General features: G+C 61.6%; 18 protein-coding genes. 4 read left to right on the top strand and 14 right to left on the bottom strand.

The features are described from left to right. Positions 1-40: 40 nt before the first annotated feature. The 9 genes from AB5Z02_RS12470 to rph form a co-directional block, all read right to left on the bottom strand. Positions 41-649 (bottom strand): thiol:disulfide interchange protein DsbA/DsbL, encoded by a 609-nt coding sequence (locus tag AB5Z02_RS12470; RefSeq protein ID WP_005339604.1) that lies wholly within the window; start codon positions 647-649, stop codon positions 41-43. A 137-nt stretch (positions 650-786) separates the two neighbouring features. Next, on the bottom strand, positions 787-1,776 hold the full coding sequence (locus tag AB5Z02_RS12475; protein ID WP_236368085.1) for a serine/threonine protein kinase: 990 nt from the start codon (positions 1,774-1,776) through the stop codon (positions 787-789). Between the two features lie 103 nt (positions 1,777-1,879). Next, the gene (ccoG, locus tag AB5Z02_RS12480) at positions 1,880-3,331 is read right to left on the bottom strand and encodes a cytochrome c oxidase accessory protein CcoG (RefSeq protein ID WP_005357450.1); all 1,452 of its coding nucleotides are present in this window, start codon (positions 3,329-3,331) and stop codon (positions 1,880-1,882) included. Positions 3,332-3,486: 155 nt separating this feature from the next. Then, on the bottom strand, positions 3,487-3,750 hold the full coding sequence (locus tag AB5Z02_RS12485; protein WP_005339598.1) for a YihD family protein: 264 nt from the start codon (positions 3,748-3,750) through the stop codon (positions 3,487-3,489). Positions 3,751-3,780: 30 nt separating this feature from the next. Then, entirely contained in the window at positions 3,781-4,935 is a 1,155-nt protein-coding gene (locus AB5Z02_RS12490) for a GGDEF domain-containing protein (RefSeq protein ID WP_005339596.1), read from the bottom strand. Between the two features lie 127 nt (positions 4,936-5,062). Further along, positions 5,063-5,452 carry a Cu(I)-responsive transcriptional regulator gene (gene cueR, locus AB5Z02_RS12495; RefSeq protein ID WP_005356117.1) on the bottom strand — a complete coding sequence of 130 codons (390 nt, stop codon included), beginning with the start codon at positions 5,450-5,452 and terminating at the stop codon, positions 5,063-5,065. Further along, positions 5,453-7,882, bottom strand: a complete 2,430-nt coding sequence (locus AB5Z02_RS12500; RefSeq protein ID WP_368216084.1) for a heavy metal translocating P-type ATPase — start codon at positions 7,880-7,882, stop codon at positions 5,453-5,455. Between the two features lie 178 nt (positions 7,883-8,060). Continuing rightward, positions 8,061-8,714 (bottom strand): orotate phosphoribosyltransferase, encoded by a 654-nt coding sequence (gene pyrE / locus AB5Z02_RS12505; RefSeq protein WP_010676102.1) that lies wholly within the window; start codon positions 8,712-8,714, stop codon positions 8,061-8,063. A 75-nt stretch (positions 8,715-8,789) separates the two neighbouring features. After that, the gene (rph, locus tag AB5Z02_RS12510) at positions 8,790-9,506 is read right to left on the bottom strand and encodes a ribonuclease PH (protein WP_005339589.1); all 717 of its coding nucleotides are present in this window, start codon (positions 9,504-9,506) and stop codon (positions 8,790-8,792) included. A gap of 147 nt (positions 9,507-9,653) precedes the next feature. On the opposite strand from rph, the gene AB5Z02_RS12515 reads away from it, so the two are divergent. Further along, the gene (locus AB5Z02_RS12515) at positions 9,654-10,517 is read left to right on the top strand and encodes a YicC/YloC family endoribonuclease (RefSeq protein WP_368216085.1); all 864 of its coding nucleotides are present in this window, start codon (positions 9,654-9,656) and stop codon (positions 10,515-10,517) included. A gap of 120 nt (positions 10,518-10,637) precedes the next feature. Here the strand turns inward: AB5Z02_RS12515 and AB5Z02_RS12520 are convergent, their stop codons facing one another. Further along, positions 10,638-11,543 carry a LysR substrate-binding domain-containing protein gene (locus AB5Z02_RS12520; protein ID WP_236368088.1) on the bottom strand — a complete coding sequence of 302 codons (906 nt, stop codon included), beginning with the start codon at positions 11,541-11,543 and terminating at the stop codon, positions 10,638-10,640. A gap of 120 nt (positions 11,544-11,663) precedes the next feature. Here AB5Z02_RS12520 and AB5Z02_RS12525 point away from each other — a divergent pair, with 120 nt between their 5' ends. After that, on the top strand, positions 11,664-12,791 hold the full coding sequence (locus AB5Z02_RS12525) for an S-(hydroxymethyl)glutathione dehydrogenase/class III alcohol dehydrogenase (protein WP_236368089.1): 1,128 nt from the start codon (positions 11,664-11,666) through the stop codon (positions 12,789-12,791). Positions 12,792-12,839: 48 nt separating this feature from the next. After that, entirely contained in the window at positions 12,840-13,676 is an 837-nt protein-coding gene (fghA, locus tag AB5Z02_RS12530; RefSeq protein ID WP_159164579.1) for an S-formylglutathione hydrolase, read from the top strand. Positions 13,677-13,739: 63 nt separating this feature from the next. Here the strand turns inward: fghA and AB5Z02_RS12535 are convergent, their stop codons facing one another. After that, the gene (locus AB5Z02_RS12535; protein ID WP_005357441.1) at positions 13,740-14,462 is read right to left on the bottom strand and encodes a head GIN domain-containing protein; all 723 of its coding nucleotides are present in this window, start codon (positions 14,460-14,462) and stop codon (positions 13,740-13,742) included. Between the two features lie 363 nt (positions 14,463-14,825). Here AB5Z02_RS12535 and ovoA point away from each other — a divergent pair, with 363 nt between their 5' ends. Beyond that, positions 14,826-16,976, top strand: a complete 2,151-nt coding sequence (gene ovoA, locus AB5Z02_RS12540) for a 5-histidylcysteine sulfoxide synthase (protein ID WP_159164580.1) — start codon at positions 14,826-14,828, stop codon at positions 16,974-16,976. 79 nt (positions 16,977-17,055) lie between these two features. Here ovoA and AB5Z02_RS12545 read toward each other — a convergent pair whose 3' ends face one another. The 3 genes from AB5Z02_RS12545 to AB5Z02_RS12555 form a co-directional block, all read right to left on the bottom strand. After that, a complete protein-coding gene (locus AB5Z02_RS12545) occupies positions 17,056-18,006 on the bottom strand; it encodes a bile acid:sodium symporter family protein (protein ID WP_368216086.1) in 951 nt (316 codons plus the stop codon). A 295-nt stretch (positions 18,007-18,301) separates the two neighbouring features. Further along, positions 18,302-19,747: an amino acid permease gene (locus AB5Z02_RS12550; protein ID WP_204477881.1), complete on the bottom strand. Its 1,446-nt coding sequence runs from the start codon at positions 19,745-19,747 to the stop codon at positions 18,302-18,304. A gap of 166 nt (positions 19,748-19,913) precedes the next feature. Beyond that, entirely contained in the window at positions 19,914-20,252 is a 339-nt protein-coding gene (locus AB5Z02_RS12555) for a tRNA-binding protein (protein ID WP_368216087.1), read from the bottom strand. Positions 20,253-20,293: the final 41 nt, after the last annotated feature.

Here is a 20,293-nt window from a genome sequence, read left to right on the forward strand (position 1 = left end):
GGTTCACACCGGCGGGCTTTTTTAATCAACTCAAAAGGTATCAGTCTTTCTTGGCCAGCAGGAACTGCACCAGCTTGTTGAACTGCTCTTGAGAGGTGATGGATTCAATCTTCACCATGTACTTGCCGTTCACCAGGAAAGCCGGTACACCGCGAATGTTGTAGCTCTCGGTGTTGCGATCGAACTGGGAGACCATGCCGGAGACGGCGAAGCTGTCGACGGCACCGTCGAACTCTTCAGCCGGAACGCCGTTGTCCACGAAGATCTTCTTTACGTCGTCACGGCTCATCGGCGGCTGACGCTGGGTGTGGATCTTGGTGAAGATGGCCGGGGTCAGCTTGGCTTCGGCGTTGAGCAGGCTGGCAACGGCGTAGGCACGCTGCATCTCGGGGCCCATCTCGCGACCGAGGAAGGCAACCGGGTTCTTCTTGAGGGGCACACCCTCTGGCAACCCGGCCTTCAACTGTTCAACGATCGGTTCGAAGGTAGCGCAGTGCGGGCAGTAGTAGGAGAAGAACTCCATCACTTCCGGCTGGGCACTGCCAGTCTGTTTGACCACATCGTAGTTGACGCCTTCCTTGAACTCGGGGGCGGCGTGAACCATGGGGATCATCAGCATGGCAGCAAGGAAAAATAGAACTTTTTTCATGATGTTTCCTGTTAAGGGATCACTGTGAGGCACGCCCGGCGAACCGAAGCAGTGCCAAGCCTATTGTTTCGCCATGCTGACGTCAATGGTCAGGGCCGGAGATCGAGTCCCCCTTGCCGCGCAAGATCCCTTCTATTTCACCAGTTTGGCATCAGGCTCAGCGGTGGCGCCTTGAGTGCCTCCAGCTGATCGTGCAGTGTCGCTATCTGTTGACGCCAGTAGTGATCGGTATTGAACCAGGGGAAGTGACGGGGGAAGGCGGGATCTTCCCAGCGCCGCGCCAGCCACGCCATGTAGTGAACGATGCGCATTGCCCGCAGCGGCTCGATCAGCGCCAGCTCCCGCGAGTCGAACTCCATAAACTCCTCGTAGCCCGCCAGCAGGGTGTCGAGCTGGATCTGCTGCTCGTGGCGCTCGCCGCTCAGCATCATCCAGAGATCCTGAATCGCGGGGCCGGTACGGCAATCATCGAGGTCGACAAACATGGGGCCATCGCGCCAGAGGATGTTACCCGGGTGGCAATCGCCATGCAGGGAGATCTGCGCCACATCCAGGGTCATGGCGTCGCTGACATGCTTGATCAGCTCGTCGAGTACCCCGAAGAATTGCTTCGCCAGCCCGCTTGGCAGCCACTCGCCAGACGCCAGCAGCTGACGCGGTTCGTGCAGCATGCTCTCCACATCGAGCCGCACCCGATGGTGAAACGGCTTGCTGGCGCCGCTCTGATGAATACGACCGAGGAAACGCCCCACCCACTCCAGCTGGTCAAGGTTATCCACCTCGAACTGGCGGCCACCGACGCTCTGCCAGATGGCAAAGGGGTAGCCCTCGTGCTCCAGCAGGGTCTCGCCCGCGAAGGCGAGCGGTGCGGCGACCGGGATCTCAGCCTCTGCAAGGCGGGTGGCAAACTCGTGCTCCTCGAGGATCTGGGCCCTGCTCCAGCGGCCGGGACGGTAGAACTTCACCACATAGCGGCGACGATCCTCATCCTGAAACTGGTAGACCCGGTTTTCGTAGCTGTTGAGCTCGATAAGGCCGGAGTCGAGCCGCAGGCCACTGAGATCGAGCGCATCCATGATGAGGTCGGGATTGAGGTCGGAATAGTTGAAACGCATGTCATCCACCATAAGAAAGGGGCGCCGTTGCGCCCCATTCTATCACTACTGACCGGCATTGCCGTGCTCGCTGGTGACCGGACTGGTGTCACGCCCCGCCCGCAGCCACACGCAGTTACAACCGGCTGATAAACTTGCTGCCCTGGCGCAGGTTGCCCTTGCTGTCATCGGGCGCCGCCCCCTCCCGTTTCAGCACGAACTGGATATCCAGCGCCGGCCGTTTCAGGTTGTAGGGATCGACCGCCAGACTGACCGGCAGGGTGTAGATCTCGCCCGCCTTCAGGGTCACTTCACGGGGGCCGAACCACTGATACTCGGGCAAGCCCTCCACATCCAACTGGTAGGTCTGGGACTGCAGGGTCTTGTTGAGGATCTTGAGGGTGTAGGTGTTCTCAATCAGCCCCTCGCTGTTTTCGCGGAACAGCTGGTTGCGATCCCGCAGGATATCGAGCCCCATCGGCATGATGGACATGGCGTTGTAGACAAATACCCCCAGCATCACCGCCATCACCAGCCCGTAACCAATCAGCTTGGGCCGCGCCACATGGGTGGAGTCGTTGGCCAGCTTGTGCTCGGTGGTGTAGCTGATGAGCCCTTTCGGGTAGCCCATCCGCTCCATGGTCTGGTCGCAGGCATCGACGCAGGCGCCGCAGTTGATGCACTCGTACTGCAGGCCATCGCGGATGTCGATACCGGTCGGGCAAACCTGCACGCAGAGATCGCAGTCGATACAGTCACCCAATCCCATCGCCTTGGGATCTGCCTTGCGGGAGCGGGCGCCACGGGTCTCGCCACGCTTGGTGTCATAGCCGACGATGAAGGTGTCCTTGTCGAACATGGCGGACTGGAAGCGGGCATAGGGGCACATGTGGATACACATGATGGCACGCATCCAGCCAGCGTTGCCGTAGGTAATGATGGTGAAGAAGATCACCCAGAACAGCACCCATCCGCTGGCCTGCAGGGTGAAGAGGTCCGGCACCAGTTCAGTTACATCCTGGAAGTAGGCGACGAAGGTCAGGCCGGTCACCAGTGAGATCGCCAGCCAGGCCAGATGCTTGGCTCCCTTGCGGGCCAGCTTCTCGCCGCTCCAGGGCGCCTCGTCCAGCTTGCGCCGCTTATTGGCGGGCCCTTCCAGCTTCTCTTCAAACCAGATGAACATGAAGGTCCAGACCGTCTGCGGGCAGAGATAGCCACACCAGACCCGACCGAGGAAAGTGGTAATAAAGAAGAGTCCGAAGGCGGCGATCATGAAGAGCCAGGCGAGCAGGGTCAGATCCTGCGGCCAGATGGTGGCGCCAAAGATATGGAACTGCTGGTGACCGAGGTCGAACAGCACCGCCTGTCGCCCGTCGTAACGCAGCCAGGGCAGCAGCACGAACAGCGCCACAAAGAACCAGCCCATGGCCTTGCGCATCCGCTGCCAATACCCTTTCTGGGCCCGCACATAGATGCGGTTGCCCGGGTTGAATCTGTCGTCGCTGGCTTTGAACGTATTGGGGTTGAAGGTCCCGGTTACGCCCTTGTCGGTGACGTCCTTGATATCGATTTTATCGTGGTCGGCCATTGCAAGACATCGCTCCCTTATTTGTTATGGAGCGGATTATATCTTAAACAGCATGCTAATTGTGTGGATTAGATGTATCTAATATTGGGGTTGGATCGCAATTTTCGGCAACAAAAAAGCGCATCACCACGAGGTGATGCGCTTCCGCTAAAGATTCACTTGATTCCGCGAGCCTTGAGCAGCGCCTCTTTGAAATCGGGCACATGATCCTTGGCCAGACCGGGGATCATCGCCTGCTTGTCGGATTCCCGCATTTTGAGGTGATAGATCAGCATGTCGTCGGTCAGCTCGGACAGAGGCCCTTCAAATCCTGCTTCTTGGGCCAGTTTGGCAACAAACTGCACCAGGCTGAGATCCTGTTCCTTGATCCAGGCAGGCTGCAACAACTCCAGCAGCTCTTCGATACGATGACATTGCATAGACAACCTCTTTAATCTGTCACGTTAAATTCAGGCAACCTTACCCATCAAGGCTACTTCGATTCGATCCCGCCCATTATGCTTGGCCTGATACAGGGCCGCATCCGCTTTTTGGATCAAATCGGCGATTTTCATGCTGTTGTCCGGTATCAGTGTCGCAACACCAAAACTACATGTGACCCGACCGGAGACCAGTGACTTCTGGTGCGGGATGGCCAGCTCCTTGAGCGCCTGCCGCACATTGTCCGCCACCTGCAACGCCCCCTGCATGCCGGTGCAGGGCAGCAGCAAGGCGAACTCTTCGCCCCCGTAACGGGCCGCCAGATCGTCCTCGCGCCGCTCCACCTCGGCCAGCAGCCCCGCCACCTGTTGCAGGCAGTCATCCCCCAGCTGATGGCCGTAGAGATCGTTGAACTGCTTGAAGTAATCCACATCCACCAGCACCAGCGACAACGGCGCCCGGGCGCGATGGCAGCGCCGCCAGGCCCGCTCCAGAGAGTCGTCGAGATGGGCGCGGTTGGCGATGCCGGTCAGGCCGTCGAGGCGGGAGGTGAGACGCAAATGCTCGGAGACCGCCTTCAGTTCGGCAACCAGTTCGGCGTTCGAGAAGCGGTGGTGGAGCGAGGCGATCTGATCCCGCCGCATCCGGCGCAACAGGGTCGGCAGAAAGACAAAAAGATAGCCCGCCAGCATGCAGGAGACGATCCGCTCCTGCTCGTTGCCATTACCCAGCTCGAACAGCATCGCCATGCCCAGCGGCAGGGCGGAACCATAGAGGGTACGGCGGCTGCCAAACAGCATGATGGCGCTGCCGGTAAGAATGAGGCTGGAGAGCATCATCATGGCGGCCCGGTAGGTATCGGGCAGCTTGTCCATGTAGAGCAGCACCCCGAGGGCCCAGATGATGGAGGTGATGGTGGCTCCGATAAAGAGCTCCCGCTCCAGCACCGGCAGCGGTGTCTGGTGCAGGCGGGCTCGGCGCCAGCGCAAGTGCCAGCCCCGACCCAGCAGCCACAGGAAAGTGCCTGCCAGCCAACCGAGCGCTTCGATGGCGGGTAGATAGTCGTGAAACAGCAGACTCCAGCCAAATGCCAACACGCCCAAACAGGGGAGACTGAACGATGCATGGGTATAGAGCTGGGCCATGATGGCCTGCTTAACCTGGCGTGTCACACTCTGGGTCAACTGAGTACTCCTGTACAAGAGCCGAGCAGTCTACCATTACCCCCTGACCCGCAACAATAAAGCGCCGCTTATTAAGAAGTTAATCAATCAATAACGATTTCTTCTGCGCTGGCAGGTGAGTCCTTGCTCACCCCTTCTCCAATTCGTCGAGGATCGGGCACTCGGGATTTTCATCCCCGTGGCAGCAGCAAACCAACCCTTCCAGGGAGGTAAGCATGGCCTGCAGCCCGGCGATGCGGGCGCGCAGATCGACGATCTTCTCCTGCGCCAGCTTCTTCACCTGGGCACTGGTTCTGTGTTCGTCACGGTAGAGCGCCAGCAGCTCCTGACACTCCTCCAGATTGAAGCCGGTCTCCCGCGCCCGCTTGACGAAACGCAACTCCCGCAACGCCCCCTCGGTGTAACTGCGATAGCCGTTGTCACTGCGTACCGGGGCTGTGATGAGGCCAATGCTCTCGTAATAACGGATGGTCTTGGCGGTCAGCCCAGTGGCCTTGGCAACCTTGCTGATGTTCATTTATGCCTCCTTACTGATCGGGTTGGATGCTGGCCCGTGCGCCGCCCTGGGCTGCCAGCGTTTCAATAACAGGGAATTGCTCAAAACGGTGATGCTGCTCAGGGCCATGGCCGCCCCCGCCAGCTCGGGGCTGAGGTAGCCCAGCGCCGCCAGCGGAATACCGATGATATTGAACACGAAGGCCCAGAACAGATTCTGCTGTATGGTGCGCCAGGTCGCCGCCGAGATGTCGATGGCATCGGCCACCAGCCGCGGATCGGAGCGCATCAGGGTGATGGAAGCTGTCTCCATCGCCACGTCGGAGCCGGAGCCCATGGCGATGCCGACGTCCGCCGCCGCCAGCGCCGGGGCATCGTTCACTCCATCCCCCACCATGGCCACCAGCCCGCGGGTTTGCGCCCGCAGCGCCTCCACTTTCTCCACCTTGCCCGCTGGCAGCACGGAGTCAAAGGCCCCATCCAGCCCCAGCTTGGCGGCGATATGGGCCACCGGCGCCGGTGCATCGCCACTCACCAGCCAGCTGGCGATACCACGCTGGCGCAGGGTGGCGATGGCTTCCGGACTCTCGGGGCGCAGGGTATCGGCCAGCGCCGCTATGCCGGCCACCACGCCGTCGATGGCCACCCAAACCCGGGTCGCGCCATCGGCGGGTTGTTGCTCCTGTTGTGTCACTTCAATGCCGAGCTGGGCCAGCAGGGATCCATTGCCGATAGCGACTGTGTGACCCGCTACCTGACCGACAATACCGGCACCGACCCGCACCTCGACCGCGTCGGGCTGAGGCAGTGCCACCCCGCTGCCGACCGCCTCGCGCATGGCCAGCGCCAGCGGGTGTTCGCTCGCCTGCTGCAGGGCGGCGGCGAGGCGCAGTTGCTCGCCCGTGCCGCTCCAGCTGGCCAGCACCGGCTTGCCTTGAGTGAGCGTGCCGGTTTTGTCGAAGATGAGCGCCTTGATGGCGTGGGCCTTCTGCAGGGTATCCACATCCTTGATCAGAATGCCGTGACGCGCCGCGACGCCGGTGCCAGTGACAATGGCCGCCGGGGTCGCCAGCCCCAGCGCGCAGGGGCAGGCGATCACCAGCACCGCCACCGCTGCCAGCAGCGCCTGACCGAAGTCGTTGCTGATGGCGTACCACACCAGCAGGGTGAACAGGGCGATGGCCATCACCACCGGCACGAACACGGCGGAAACCTTGTCCACCAGCTGTTGCAGCGGGGCCTTGCCCATCTGGGCACTCTCCACCAGCGCGATGATCTTGTTGAGGCTGGAGTCCTCCCCCACGGTCGTGGCTTCGATCTCCAGCACGCCGGAGCGGTTGATGGCGCCGCCCAGCACCTTGTCGCCCACATTGCGCGGTACCGGCAGGCTCTCGCCGGTGAGGATCGATTCGTCCAGTTCGCTGGCGCCGCTCACGATTTTGCCATCCACCGGCACCCGCTCGCCCACCAGCACCCGCAGCCGATCGCCGCGCAGCACCTCGTCGATGGCGACGCTTTGCCAGTTCTCGCCACGCCAGACGGTGGCGGTTTCCGGCCGCAGCGCCATCAGTTCGCGAATGGCGGACTGGGTGCTGCGTCTGGCCCGTGCCTCCAGCAACTTGCCGAGGGAGATCAGGGTAATGATGATGGCGCTCGCCTCGAAATAGAGCTTGCCGCTGGCAGCCATCCCCAGCGTCAACAACAGATAGAGGCTGTAGAAGTAGGCGGCGCTGGTACCGGTTGCCACCAGCACATCCATATTGGCTGCGCGGTTCTTGATGGCAAGCCAGGCGCCGCGATAGAAACGGGCCCCGATCCAGAACTGCACCGGGGTGGCGAGCACCAGCTCCAGCCAAGCGGGTAGATGCCAGGGGAACAGTCCGGCCATGGCCAGCATCCCCACCAGCAGCGGCAACGTCAGCAAAGCCGAGACGATGACCCGGGTTTGAGCCTGACGGGCAGTGGCGGCCTCCTGCGCCTCCCGCTCCAGCAACTGCTGGCGGCGGCCGCTGGCCGAACCCTGTGCCAGCTGGGCGCCAAAGCCAAGCGCCTCGATCTGCTCGCGTAAAGCGGCGGGCGTCTGCATCCCGGGGATCAGCACGATGCGGGCCTGTTCGATGGAGAAGTTGACCTCGGCGGAGATAACGCCAGGCAGCGCGGCCAGCATTTTGTTCAGTCGAGCCGAACAACCGGCACAAGTCATACCGGTAATTTGAAACAAAAAGGTCTCGCTGCCGTAGTCGTAACCCTGACTCTTGATGCTGTCGAGCACCGCAGGCAGGCGATCGGGGCTGGCCAGCTCGATGGCCGCCTGCTCCAGCGCGAAGTTGACGGTGGCCGATACCCCGTCAAGTTTGTTGAGACTGGCCGCGATACGGCCTGCGCAGTTGGCGCAGCTCATGCCGCTGAGCGGCAACTGCAGATGAATCGGTGATTGAAGATGAGTGGTCATGTTGTTCCTCCCCGGAACCCGTCGACACCACAAAACGCCGACTGGCAAACCCTAACCTTTACTGTAAGGGCAAGCTCAAGCCACATGATCCACTTTTTGCAGATGAAAAAACGGCACCCGTTTGCTGCCAGAGAGCAAACGGGCGCCGCATTCAGCTATTGCGCGGTGTGAGCGGAGATCAGATACCGTACTGGGCGCGGTAAGCCTTCATGGCCGCCAGTTGTGCCGCCAGCTCAGGCTGCTCGGCCTGCTTCTCTTCCAGATACTGGATCAGGTCGCTCATCTGGATGATGGCGATGATGTGGGCGCCGTAGTCACGCTCCACCTCCTGAATGGCGGAGAGCTCGCCCTTGCCCTTCTCCTGACGGTCCAGCGCGATCAGCACGCCGGCCAGGGAGGCGCCGTTGGCCTGGATCAGATCCATGGATTCGCGGATGGCGGTGCCGGCAGTGATAACGTCGTCCACCAGCATGATGCGCCCTTTGAGCGGACTACCCACCAGGTTGCCGCCCTCGCCGTGATCCTTGGCCTCCTTGCGGTTGAAGCACCAGGGCACGTCCACGTCGTGCTGCTCCACCAGCTGCACCGCAGTGGCGGAGGCGATGGGGATCCCCTTGTAGGCCGGGCCAAACAGCACATCGAACTCGATGCCGGCATCCATCAGGGCGGCGGCATAGAAGCGGCCGAGACGGGCCAGATCGCGGCCGCTGTTGAACAGACCGGCGTTGAAGAAGTAGGGGCTTTTACGACCGGATTTCAGGGTAAATTCACCGAATTTGAGGACCTGTTTCTCCAGGGCGAACTCGATAAATTGACGCTGGTAGGCTTTCATTCTGGCTCCTTGCTTGGCTTGTCGTTGTCTTGTGTGGGGGTATAAAAAAACGCGGTCAATGCCGCGTTTTTAAAATCAGGAGAGCGACTGCTTCTGCAGCGCAATGATGTCGGCGATGCCGCCCTTGGCGAGCGCCAGCATCTCCAGCAGCTCTTCGTGGGTGAAGGGCTCGGCCTCCGCGGTGCCCTGCACCTCGATGATGCGACCATCTTCGGTCATCACCACGTTCATGTCGGTCTCGGCGGCGGAGTCTTCGATGTACTCCAGATCGCAGATGGCTTCGCCCTGATACATGCCGACGGAGACGGCGGCGATCATCTGCTTGAGCGGGCTCTGCTTGATCATGCCCTTCTCGACCATCCAGTTCAGCGCATCCACCAGCGCCACGCAGGCACCGGTAATGGAGGCGGTACGGGTGCCGCCATCGGCTTGCAGCACATCACAGTCAACTGTGATGGAGTGCTCGCCCAGCGCAGTCAGGTCTACCGCCGCGCGCAGGGAGCGGGCGATCAGACGGGAGATCTCCAGAGTACGGCCACTCTGCTTGCCGGAGGCCGCTTCGCGGTTCATCCGGGAGTGGGTGGAGCGCGGCAGCATGCCGTATTCGGCAGTCACCCAGCCCTGGTTCTTCCCTTTCAGGAAGCGCGGAACGCTGGTGTCAACGCTGGCGGTGCAGAGCACGCGAGTGTTACCGAACTCCACCAGCACTGAGCCTTCTGCATGTTTGGTGAAATTGCGGGTAATGGTAACCGGGCGAAGTTGCGCGGCACTGCGATCGCTTGGACGTGACATGGAACGGACCTCTGGGCTGGCTCAAATTGGCGGGGGATTATAAGTGATCCCGCCCCAAATATCAGCCGCTAAAACCACGGCATCGGCTGACGAGCAGGGCCGGGCTGAGTATACTGGCCGCACACTTCATCAAGCCCGGAACAATCAATGATTCACAGCATGACCGCCTACGCCCGCAAGGAATTCAAGGGCGACTGGGGCACAGCCGTTTGGGAAATTCGTTCGGTCAACCAGCGCTATCTGGAAACCTACATTCGCCTGCCGGAGCAACTGCGCAGCCTGGAACCGGTTCTGCGTGAGCGTTTCCGCGCCAAGCTGCAGCGCGGCAAGGTGGAGTGCAACCTGCGTTTTGAAGCCGCTCAGGCCGCCGCCAGCCAACTCCATATCAATGAAGAGCTGGCCAAGCTCATCATCGACAGCGCCAGCTGGGTAATGAAAGAGGCGGGTCAGGGCCAACTCAATCCGGTCGACGTACTGCGTTGGCCGGGCGTCATGGCCGCCGCCGAGCAGGACATGGACGCGGTCGCCACCGAGCTGCTCGGCGGTTTTGACCAGACCATGGAAGATTTCCTCGCCTCCCGCGCCAGCGAAGGGGCCAACCTCAAGGCGCTGATCGAACAGCGTCTGGCCAGTATTCAGGTGGAAGTGAAGAAGGTACGCGTCCACCTGCCGCAGATCATCGAGTGGCAGCGCCAGAAGCTCACCGACCGTCTGGCCGAAGCCAAGGTGGAGCTGGATCCGGCCCGCATCGAGCAGGAGATCGTGCTGCTGGCCCAGAAGATCGACGTGGCCGAAGAGCTGGATCGTCTGGAGATGCACATCAGCGAAACCAACAAAATCATGAAGAAGGGTGGCGCCTGCGGCCGTCGTCTCGACTTTATGATGCAGGAGTTCAACCGCGAGTCGAACACCCTCGGCTCCAAGTCCATCAATGCCGAAGTGACCCAGTCCGCCGTCGAGCTGAAAGTCCTTATCGAGCAGATGCGCGAGCAAATTCAGAACATCGAGTGATGGGTCGCTGACTCTCCGGTTGTTGCCTGCAAAAGAGCCCTTGATTCCTCAAGGGCTCTTTTATTTTCCGGCCATCGCACCTGTCGCCCGCCGCCAGTGAGTCAACGGGCGGGGAACACCCTAGCCTATCGGCATCACCAGCGCCGGTTGGTGAGGGTCGCTCAGCCGTTCGGCCAGATAGTCCACCAGCAATCGAACCTTGGGGGAGAGGTGGCGGTTATGGGGATAGAGGGCCCAGATCCCCTCCGCCGGGGCCCGCAGTTCGGGCAGCAGCTCGATCAATTCGCCTCGGGCCAGATGGTCGCTCACGTAGTAGTCCGGCAGCTGGATGATGCCGATTCCCTTGAGCGCCGCATCCAGCAGGGCGTGGCCGCTGTTGCACTGCAGCAGGCCGCGCACCCGCACGCTGTGGGGGCGGCCATCCAGAGTGAAGTGCCACTCGTCGCTGTTGCCCACCAGACAGGTGTGGCGGGTCAGCTCGGAGAGGCTGTTGGGGATGCCGTGGTGGGCGGTGTAAGCCGGTGAGGCGCAGACATAGGGCACCCGCTGCGCCAGCTTGCGCGCCACCAGCGTCGAATCCTTGAGATGGCCGAGCCGCAGCGCCAGATCGTAACCCTCATGCACCAGATCCAGCAGCTGGTTGGTGAGGTTGAGGGTCACCTCCAGCTGGGGGAAACGCACCATGAAGTCGTTCACCAGCGGGGCGATGCGGCTTTCACCGTAAGAGACGGGCGCCGTGATGCGCAGCGACCCTTGCGGCACCGCCTGATGGCGCCCCACCGCCAGCTCTGCCTCGTAGAGGTTGTCCAGCAACTGACGGCAGTGGCGATAGTAGATCTCGCCAAGCTCGGTGAGCCGCACCTGACGGGTGGTGCGCAGCAGCAGCTTGGCCTGCAGCCGATCTTCCAGCTGTGCCACCTGACGGCTGACCTGCGCCACCGACACCCCCAGCTTGCGCGCCGCCGGGGTAAAGCCCCCCTGCTCCGCCACGCTGACAAATTCACAGATCCCTTCCCAGCCGAACATTATTACCTGTGTGTAAAAGTGATTTGAGATTTGCCCTCATTATCACCAAATCGGCGGGAAACTACACTGACTGTCCGAACTCATCTCTGTTCACCCTGCTCAACAAGAAGGATGTCATTCATGGCACAGGTTCAAAGCATCAAGTGTAAAGCCGCCATCGCCTGGGGTCCGGGTCAGCCCCTCTCCATCGAAGAAGTCGAGGTCATGCCACCGCAAGCGGGCGAAGTGCGGGTGCGCATCGTCGCGACCGGCGTCTGCCACACCGATGCCTTCACCCTCTCCGGTGAAGATCCGGAAGGGGTCTTCCCCTGCATTCTCGGCCACGAGGGGGGCGGTATCGTCGAATCGGTCGGCGAAGGGGTCACCAGCGTCAAGGTGGGGGATCACGTGATTCCGCTCTACACCCCCGAGTGCGGCGAGTGCAAATTCTGCAAATCCGGCAAGACCAACCTCTGCCAGAAGATCCGCTCCACCCAGGGCAAGGGGCTGATGCCGGACGGCACCACCCGCTTCTCGAAAGATGGCCAGCCCATCTATCACTACATGGGCACCTCCACCTTCAGCGAATACACGGTACTGCCGGAGATCTCCATCGCCAAGGTGGACCCGGCCGCCCCGCTGGAAGAGGTCTGCCTGCTCGGTTGCGGCGTCACCACCGGCATCGGCGCCGTGATGAACACCGCCAAGGTGAAAGAGGGTGAGAGCGTCGCCATCTTCGGGCTGGGCGGCATCGGCCTCTCGGCGGTGATCGGGGCTCGTCTGGCCAAGGCCGGTCGCATCATCGCCATCGACATCAACGAGAGCAAATTCGAGCTGGCCCGCAAGCTGGGCGCCACCGACTGCATCAACCCGAACGATTACGACAAACCGATTCAGGAGGTGATCGTCGAGCTGACCGACGGCGGCGTCGACTTCTCCTTCGAGTGCATCGGCAACGTCAAGGTGATGCGTGCGGCGCTAGAGTGCTGCCACAAGGGTTGGGGCGAGTCGGTCATCATCGGCGTCGCCGGAGCGGGTCAGGAGATCAGCACCCGTCCGTTCCAGCTGGTGACCGGTCGGGTCTGGCGCGGCAGCGCCTTCGGCGGGGTTCGCGGTCGCAGTGAACTACCGAGCTATGTGCAGCGCTACATGCAGGGTGAGTTCCGCCTAGATGACTTCATCACCCACACCATGGGGCTTGAGCAGATCAACGAGGCGTTCGATCTGATGCACCAAGGCAAGAGCATCCGCACCGTCATCCACTACTGAGCATGATCACCCCGCCCGCCATCGTGGGCGGGGTGCAGGAGTCCTTCGATGAATCTGGAGATTATCAGCAGCAACAAGAGCTTCGGCGGCTGGCACAAGCGCTATCGCCACCACGCCAGCGTGCTCGGCTGCGAGATGAATTTTGCCATCTATCTGCCGCCCCAGGCCCTCACCGGCCAGAAGGTGCCCGTACTCTACTGGCTCAGCGGCCTCACCTGCACCGATGAGAACTTCATGCAGAAGGCGGGAGCCCAGCGCATCGCCGGCGAGCTTGGCATCGCCCTGGTGGCGCCGGACACCAGCCCCCACGGTGACGGCGTAGCGGACGACCCCGGTTATGACCTCGGCATGGGAGCTGGCTTTTACGTCAATGCCAGCCAGAGCCCCTGGCAGGCGCACTACCAGATGTATGACTACGTCACCCGCGAACTGCCTGACTTGATAGAGACCCACTTCCCGGTCTCGACCCGCCGCGCCATCAGCGGCCACTCCATGGGCGGTCACGGGGCGCTGATCGCCGCTCTGCGCGAGCCCGGTCGCTACCGCTCGGTCTCGGCGTTCAGCCCGATCTGCCACCCTAGCCGCAGCCCCTGGGGCCAGAAGGCGCTCGGGGCATATCTCGGCAGCAATCCCTTGTTGTGGCAGGAGTGGGATGCCTGCCAGCTGCTGCGCCACCAGCCGGTCACGCCGCTGCCCACCCTGGTGGATGTGGGACTGGATGATCCCTTTCTCGCCGAGCAGTTGCATATCGATGCGCTGGCCGAAGTGGCCGCCAACAAGGAGTGGCCGCTGGAGCTCAACCGCCACGAGGGTTATGACCACAGCTACTACTTCGTGGCGAGCTTTATCGAGGCGCACCTGCACTTTCACGCCCGCCACCTCTGATCAACACAGCTGATCAACACAGGCCCGTTGCGGGCCTGTTTCAGTTGTGGTGATCGGTTGATATCAACTGCCCGCTCGGGTCACCCCGCCGGAGCCTGCGATCTGCTGCTCCACCTTGGGATCGCCCCAGTAGGCGATGTTGCCTGAGCCGGCGATGCCGACTTTCAGCGTCTCCTGCGCCCGTACCGCCACATCACCGCTGCCGGCGATATTGACCTCTACCTCGTTGCCGCGCATCTCGCTCCCGAGCACGTCGCCAGATCCGGCAATGTTCAGCTCGATGGCCTGTGCCGAACCGCTGCCCAGCTCCAGACTGCCGGTGCCAGCGATATTCCCTTCCAGTCGTTTCAGCTCCAGCTGACTGGCGACGATGTCACCGGTACCGGCCACCGACAGCACCAACGAATCCCCCTTGAAGCCGCTCAGATCGCCGTTGCCGGTCCCGGCCAATGCCAGTTCGTTCAACACCGGCAAGGTGATGGTCAGCTCCAGCGGCTCGGTAGGATCGAGCCGGTAACCCTCCTTCACCTCGATCTCCAGCTTGTCGCCGCTCTCAGTCAGCACCAGATAGGGCAGCAGATTCTCCTGCCCCTTGATCAGGATACCGCGCGGCTCCCCCGCGACCAGATGGAGGGTGGCAGGCACCCCCGCCAGCACCCGGGTCACCCCGTCACCGAGCACCTGCTGGCGCTCGACCACAGCCCCCGTTCCGGTCACTCTGGTCTGATCCAGCCAGTGACACCCACTGAGCCCTGCCATCAACATGACAACCATCATCCATTTCATCGCTACTCTCCTCCTTATGTGTTGGCCATCCAGGGCCAATTGGTTTTCATGCTCTGCAAAGCGTGAGCCAAAAATTAACATGATGATTCAAAAGGAAATAACCATTTCAACCAGAACAGACAGAAGAATCAAGAGAGCCATTTAGACCATATTTTGGTGAAAAAAACCATTCTCGAACGGATATGATTGTGGCTAATTGGCGGGTCGCCCTGCCGGTCACTATGCTGACAGCCCGTGGAAGTTTTTGATTGCTGTACCGGTCTGTTGAGCCAATAGTGGTACTTCGTGCGTACCAAGCTCTCCATTGCGGTAATGTCATTACCACTGTCTTGTCAGTCTTCACTGCCAACAAGGAGTCAGAGCGTGACCCAAGCAAGCCCTCTCTATTCCACTGCCACCGGTCTGCCGGAGCCGACTCGCACCCCGTTGCTGACCGGCAGCGATCCCGAGCAGAAACGGCGCGAGCTGCTCACCTACTTCTGCCAGACCTTCGATCTCTACGACTCGCTGTTCGACTGTCTGGCCGATGAGCGGGCCTGGTTCAACAAGGCGATCCCGCTGCGCCATCCTCTCATCTTCTACTACGGCCACACCGCCGCCTTCTTCATCAACAAGCTGCTGGCGGCGCGCCTGATCGACCAGCGGCTGGATGCCCGCATCGAGGCCATGGTTGCCATCGGGGTGGACGAGATGAGCTGGGACGATCTGGACGAGACCCACTACGACTGGCCCAAGGTCAGCGAGCTGCGCAGCTATCGGGCCAAAGTCCGTTCGCTGGTGTGCGATTTTATTCGCCAGATGCCGCTCACTCTGCCCATCGACTGGCAGAGCCCGGCCTGGGTGATCCTGATGGGGATAGAGCACGAGCGCATCCACCTCGAGACCTCCAGCGTGCTGATCCGCCAGTTGCCACTCGCCTGGGTGCGACCGCAGCCTTATTGGCCCGCCTGCACTGAAGCCCGCCACCGAATTGATCAGGTGCCCGCCAACAGCCTGCTGCCGGTGGCCGGCGGCAAGGTGCGCCTTGGCAAGCGGGACGCCACCTACGGTTGGGACAACGAATATGGCGAGCGCCATATCGAGCTGGCCCCGTTTCAGGCCAGCCGCATGCTGGTGAGCAATGCCGAGTACCTCGCCTTCGTCCAGGCGGGGAGCTATGGCCAGCAACAGTGGTGGGATGAGGAAGGGTGGGGCTGGTGCCAGTACGCCAAGGCGCAGATGCCCACCTTCTGGGTGGGTGACCCCGCCGAGCCCGAACAATTGCAGCTGCGGCTGATGACCGAGCAGGTCGCCATGCCCTGGGACTGGCCGGTGGAGGTGAATCAGCTGGAGGCGGCTGCCTTCTGTCGCTGGAAGGCGGCCCGGACCGGACTCCCCATCCAGCTGCCGAGCGAGGCGGAGTGGCAGCTGCTGCGCGAGCAGCTACCCGGCGATCAGCCGGACTGGACACAGGCCCCCGGCAATATCAATCTGGCCCGTTTCGCCTCCTCCTGCCCGGTGGATGCCTGCCCGCAAGGGGAGTTCTTCGATCTGGTGGGCAATGTCTGGCAGTGGACCAGCACCGCCATCGACGGCTTCGACGGCTTTAAAATCCACCCGCTCTACGACGACTTCTCCACCCCCACCTTTGATGGCAAGCACACCCTGATCAAGGGCGGCAGCTGGATCAGCACGGGTAACGAAGCGCTCAAATCATCCCGTTACGCTTTCCGGCGTCACTTCTTCCAGCATGCGGGTTTCCGTTATCTGGTCTCCCGTTATCAGGAACCCGTTATCGTGAATCCCTATGAAACCGACACGCTGGTCGCTCAGTACCTCGACTTCCAGTACGGCCCGAGCCACTTCGGGGTAGCCAACTACGCCAAGACGCTTGCTGATCTTGCTGGCGAGCTGTGCAGCAACCACCAGCGGGCACTGGATATCGGCTGTGCCACCGGCCGCGCCAGCTTCGAACTGGCCCGCCACTTCCAGCATGTGGACGGGGTGGACTACTCGGCCCGCTTCATCGATGTGGCGCTAGCCCTCGCCAGTCAGGACAGCTTCCGCTACGCCATTCCGCTGGAGGGTGAACTGGTGGAGTATTGCGAGGCGCGCCTGTCGAGCCACGGGCTGGGGGCGAGTCAGGCGGAGCGCATCCACTTCAGTCAGGGGGATGCCTGCAACCTCAAGCCCAAATATGACCACTACGATCTGGTGCTCGCCTCCAACCTCATCGACCGGCTGCGGGAGCCCGCCCGCTTCCTGCGGGATATCGCCCCCCGGCTGCGCAGCGGTGGCCTGCTGGTGCTTACCAGCCCCTATACCTGGCTGGCGGAATATACCCCGCCCGCCAACTGGCTCGGCGGCATTCGCGAAAACGGCGAGGCGCTCACCACCTATCAAGCGCTGCAACGGCTGCTGGCGGCGGAGTTCGAGGAGCACTGCCCGCCGCGGGATGTGCCTTTCGTCATCCGCGAGACCGCCCGCAAATACCAGCACACGGTGGCGCAGCTCACCGTCTGGCGAAAACGCTAGCACGCCGGTCGGCATGCAGATGAGAAGAGGGAGGCCAACGGGCCTCCCTCTTGTTATGGCAATAAAAACGGCGCGAGTATCAATGCCCCTGCTCGTGATAGCGGCGCGCCAGCACGGCGCAGACCATCAGCTGGATCTGGTGGAAGATCATCAGCGGCAGCACCATCACCCCGACGCTGGCGGCCGGGAACATGACGTTGGCCATCGGCACCCCGTTGGCCAGACTCTTCTTGGAGCCGCAGAAGACAATGGTGATCTCGTCCGCCTTGTCGAAGCCGAGGCGACGGCTGATCCAGACGTTCCAGCAGAGCACCAGCGCCAGCAAGACGCAGCTCAGCAGCACGATACTGGCCAGATCGTACCAACTTACTTGACGCCAAATCCCCTGCACCACCGCCTCGCTGAAGGCGACGTAGACCACCAGCAGGATGGAGCTCTGATCCAGCTTGCCGATGAGCGGACGGTGGCTGTCGACCCAGCGACCAATGAGCGGGCGCGACAAGTGGCCTACCACGAACGGCAGCATCAGCTGCATCATGATGGACTGGATGGTGTGCCAGGTGTCGATCCCCTCCCCCTGTACGTGGATCATCATCCCCACCAGCACCGGCGAGAGGAAGATGCCGAGGATGCTGGAGGCCGAGGCGCTGCACACCGCCGCCGACACATTGCCCCCCGCCATCGAGGTAAAGGCGATGGCCGACTGCACGGTGGCAGGCAGAGCGCAGAGATAGAGGAAGCCGAGGTAGATGGCCGGGCTCAGCCAGCCCGGTACCAGCGGCGTGAGCAGCAGCCCGAGCAGCGGAAACAGCACGAAGGTGCTGAGCATCACCACCAGATGGAGCCGCCAGTGGCCGAGGCCCGCCAGCAGGTTCTGGCGCGACAGCTTGGCGCCATGCATGAAGAACAGGAGCGCCACCGCCAGCTTGGTCAGCAGACCGAACCAGACGGCCACCTGCCCCTCGCAGGGAAAGAGGGAGGCCAGGGTGACCACCGCAATCAGCACAACAGTAAAGGGATCCAGACGCACGAAAGGTCTCCATCAGAAGGGCATCCTGCAACCGTGGCGGCAGTCAGGATTGGGGAGGACAAGAAACAGAGCGGGAGATGTCTGGCACCTCCCGCTAAAACGAACCTCCAGCTTACCCCGATAACGGAGAGGCGCAAAGTTGAGCGGCGAATAATTGTTCATCAATGCTTAACGCCCTCGCCATATCGAGCAGCAAAAGTTGACGATGAAACGGCCCTGACAGCTCCCAAACGGCTAAAAATGGATAAAAAAACGGGCGACCAAGGCCGCCCGTTCCGTTTTTTCACTCAGCCGATCAGCGCTGGCTGGCCAGCGTGCCGTTGCCGGTTTTCTTCTCATTGCCGCCGAGCATGCGGGCCTGCCGCTTCTCGAAACGGGAGATCCACCAGTAGGCCAGCGCCGAGAAGACCGCGGTCATAAAGACGTTGATGAAGAAGGCGCGCACCAGATCCACCCCGGCCGGGAAGGCGGAGGCGCTCATGCTCACCACGAAGATGGCGATCAGCACCGATACCACGCCCATCCCGAACTTGCGCGACCCCATGCGGAAGTCGCGGGGGGTGTCGTCATGTTTCCAGCGGAACACGAAGTAGGCCACCATGATGAAGATCGGCGGCAACATGGCGGTACCGGCGGTGAGGTTGATGGCAGTGTTCATCATCTGCTGCACCGACTCGGAGCCGAAGCCGTTGACCACCAGCATCGCGAACACGAAGACAAACTGCCACCAGGCGGCGCGCACCGGCACGCCGTGCTCGTTGAGCTGGGTGGTCTTCTCGCCGTAAACCCCCTGCGGGATCTCGGAGAAGTGGATCTTCACCGGCGCCGAGGTCCACATCATCATGGAGCCGAACATGGCGATGAACAGCACCACGCCGACGAAGCGGCCAACCAGCGCCTCGGAAAGCCCGAAATACTGCGCCATGCCGGTGAAGATCTCCACCATGCCGCCGGCATAGGTGAGGCTCTCGCGCGGTACGAACACGTTCACCAGCAGGGAACCGACCGCATACATGGCACCGATGACGATACCGGCACTGATGATCACCTTGATGAAGGACTTCTGGCCGCCCTTCACATCATTGAGGTAGGCCGCTGCCGTTTCTGCACCGCCCGCCGCCTGGAAGATCCAGCACATGATGCCGAGGGTCGCCCAGTTGACGGTAGGGGTCATCGCCTCCAGCGTGATGGGCTGGGCCGGCACATGATCGCCACTCAGGGCCATCAACGCGCCCAGCACATAGATGGCGAACAGGGCAAATACCCCGTAGGCCACGATCTCCGCAATCTTGCCGAGCCAGCTCGCACCCTTGGTGGAGATGTGGGTCGCCGCCGCAAACAGCACGATGGAGATGATCGAGGTGACCATGGGGGAGAAACTGTACTCATAGCCCAGCATGGCGTAGGAGGCGTAGGCGATGACGTTGGGCAGCAATGAGACGAACCAGAACAGGTTCACGAACCAGTAGAGAAACGAGCCCAGATAGGCCATCCGGGTGCCGAGCGGTTTTTTCAGCCAGTCGTACATCCCCGACTCGGAGTTTTTATTGGCCGAGACGAACTCGGCGATGATGAAGACGAACGGGATGAAGTAGACGATGGTCGCCAGCAGGAAGATGGGGGCGGAGCTGAGCCCCAGCTCGATGTTGTTGTTGACGATGTTGCGCACATTGAACACGGCGGCAAAGGTCATCGACAACAAGGCAAACTTGCCTATGGTGCCGCGTACGGATTCAGACATGGTGTCCTCCAGTGGACTTGCGCTCCCTGCGGGTAACGCTGTGACTCTGTGATGTGTTCGGCAAGGGTCTGTCGGCCCCGCGCTTTACTCTCTTGTTATGATCGGGCCGCGTGGACGGCCTCGTTGCTGAACCGGTGCCGTCTCCCGCACCGGCTCGCAATACCATTCAGACGATCGGAGTGCCCGGCGCCATCGGCACCCGCGGTTGCAACAGCACGCTCTGGCTCTCGTCCGGGGTCTCGGCGCACAGCAACATGCACTCGGATCGCTCACCGCGCATTTTGGTGGGCTTGAGGTTGGTCAGTACCACCACCTCGCTGCCCATCAGTTCCTCTTCGCTGTAGTAAGGCACCAGACTGGTGACAGTCTGCAGCGGCCGCCCGCCACCCACGTCGATCTGGACGATGTAGAGTTTGTCGGCCCCGGGGTGACGCACCACCTCCAGTACCTTGCCCACCTTCATCTCGACCCGCTTGAATTCGGCAAACTCGATCGTCTCGCTCATTCTCTTTTCCTTTTCTGGTTCAACGGTTTGCGGGTGGCCAA

The sequence above is a fragment of the Aeromonas sp. R2-3 genome, assembly GCF_040908375.1.
Taxonomy (GTDB): domain Bacteria; phylum Pseudomonadota; class Gammaproteobacteria; order Enterobacterales; family Aeromonadaceae; genus Aeromonas; species Aeromonas veronii.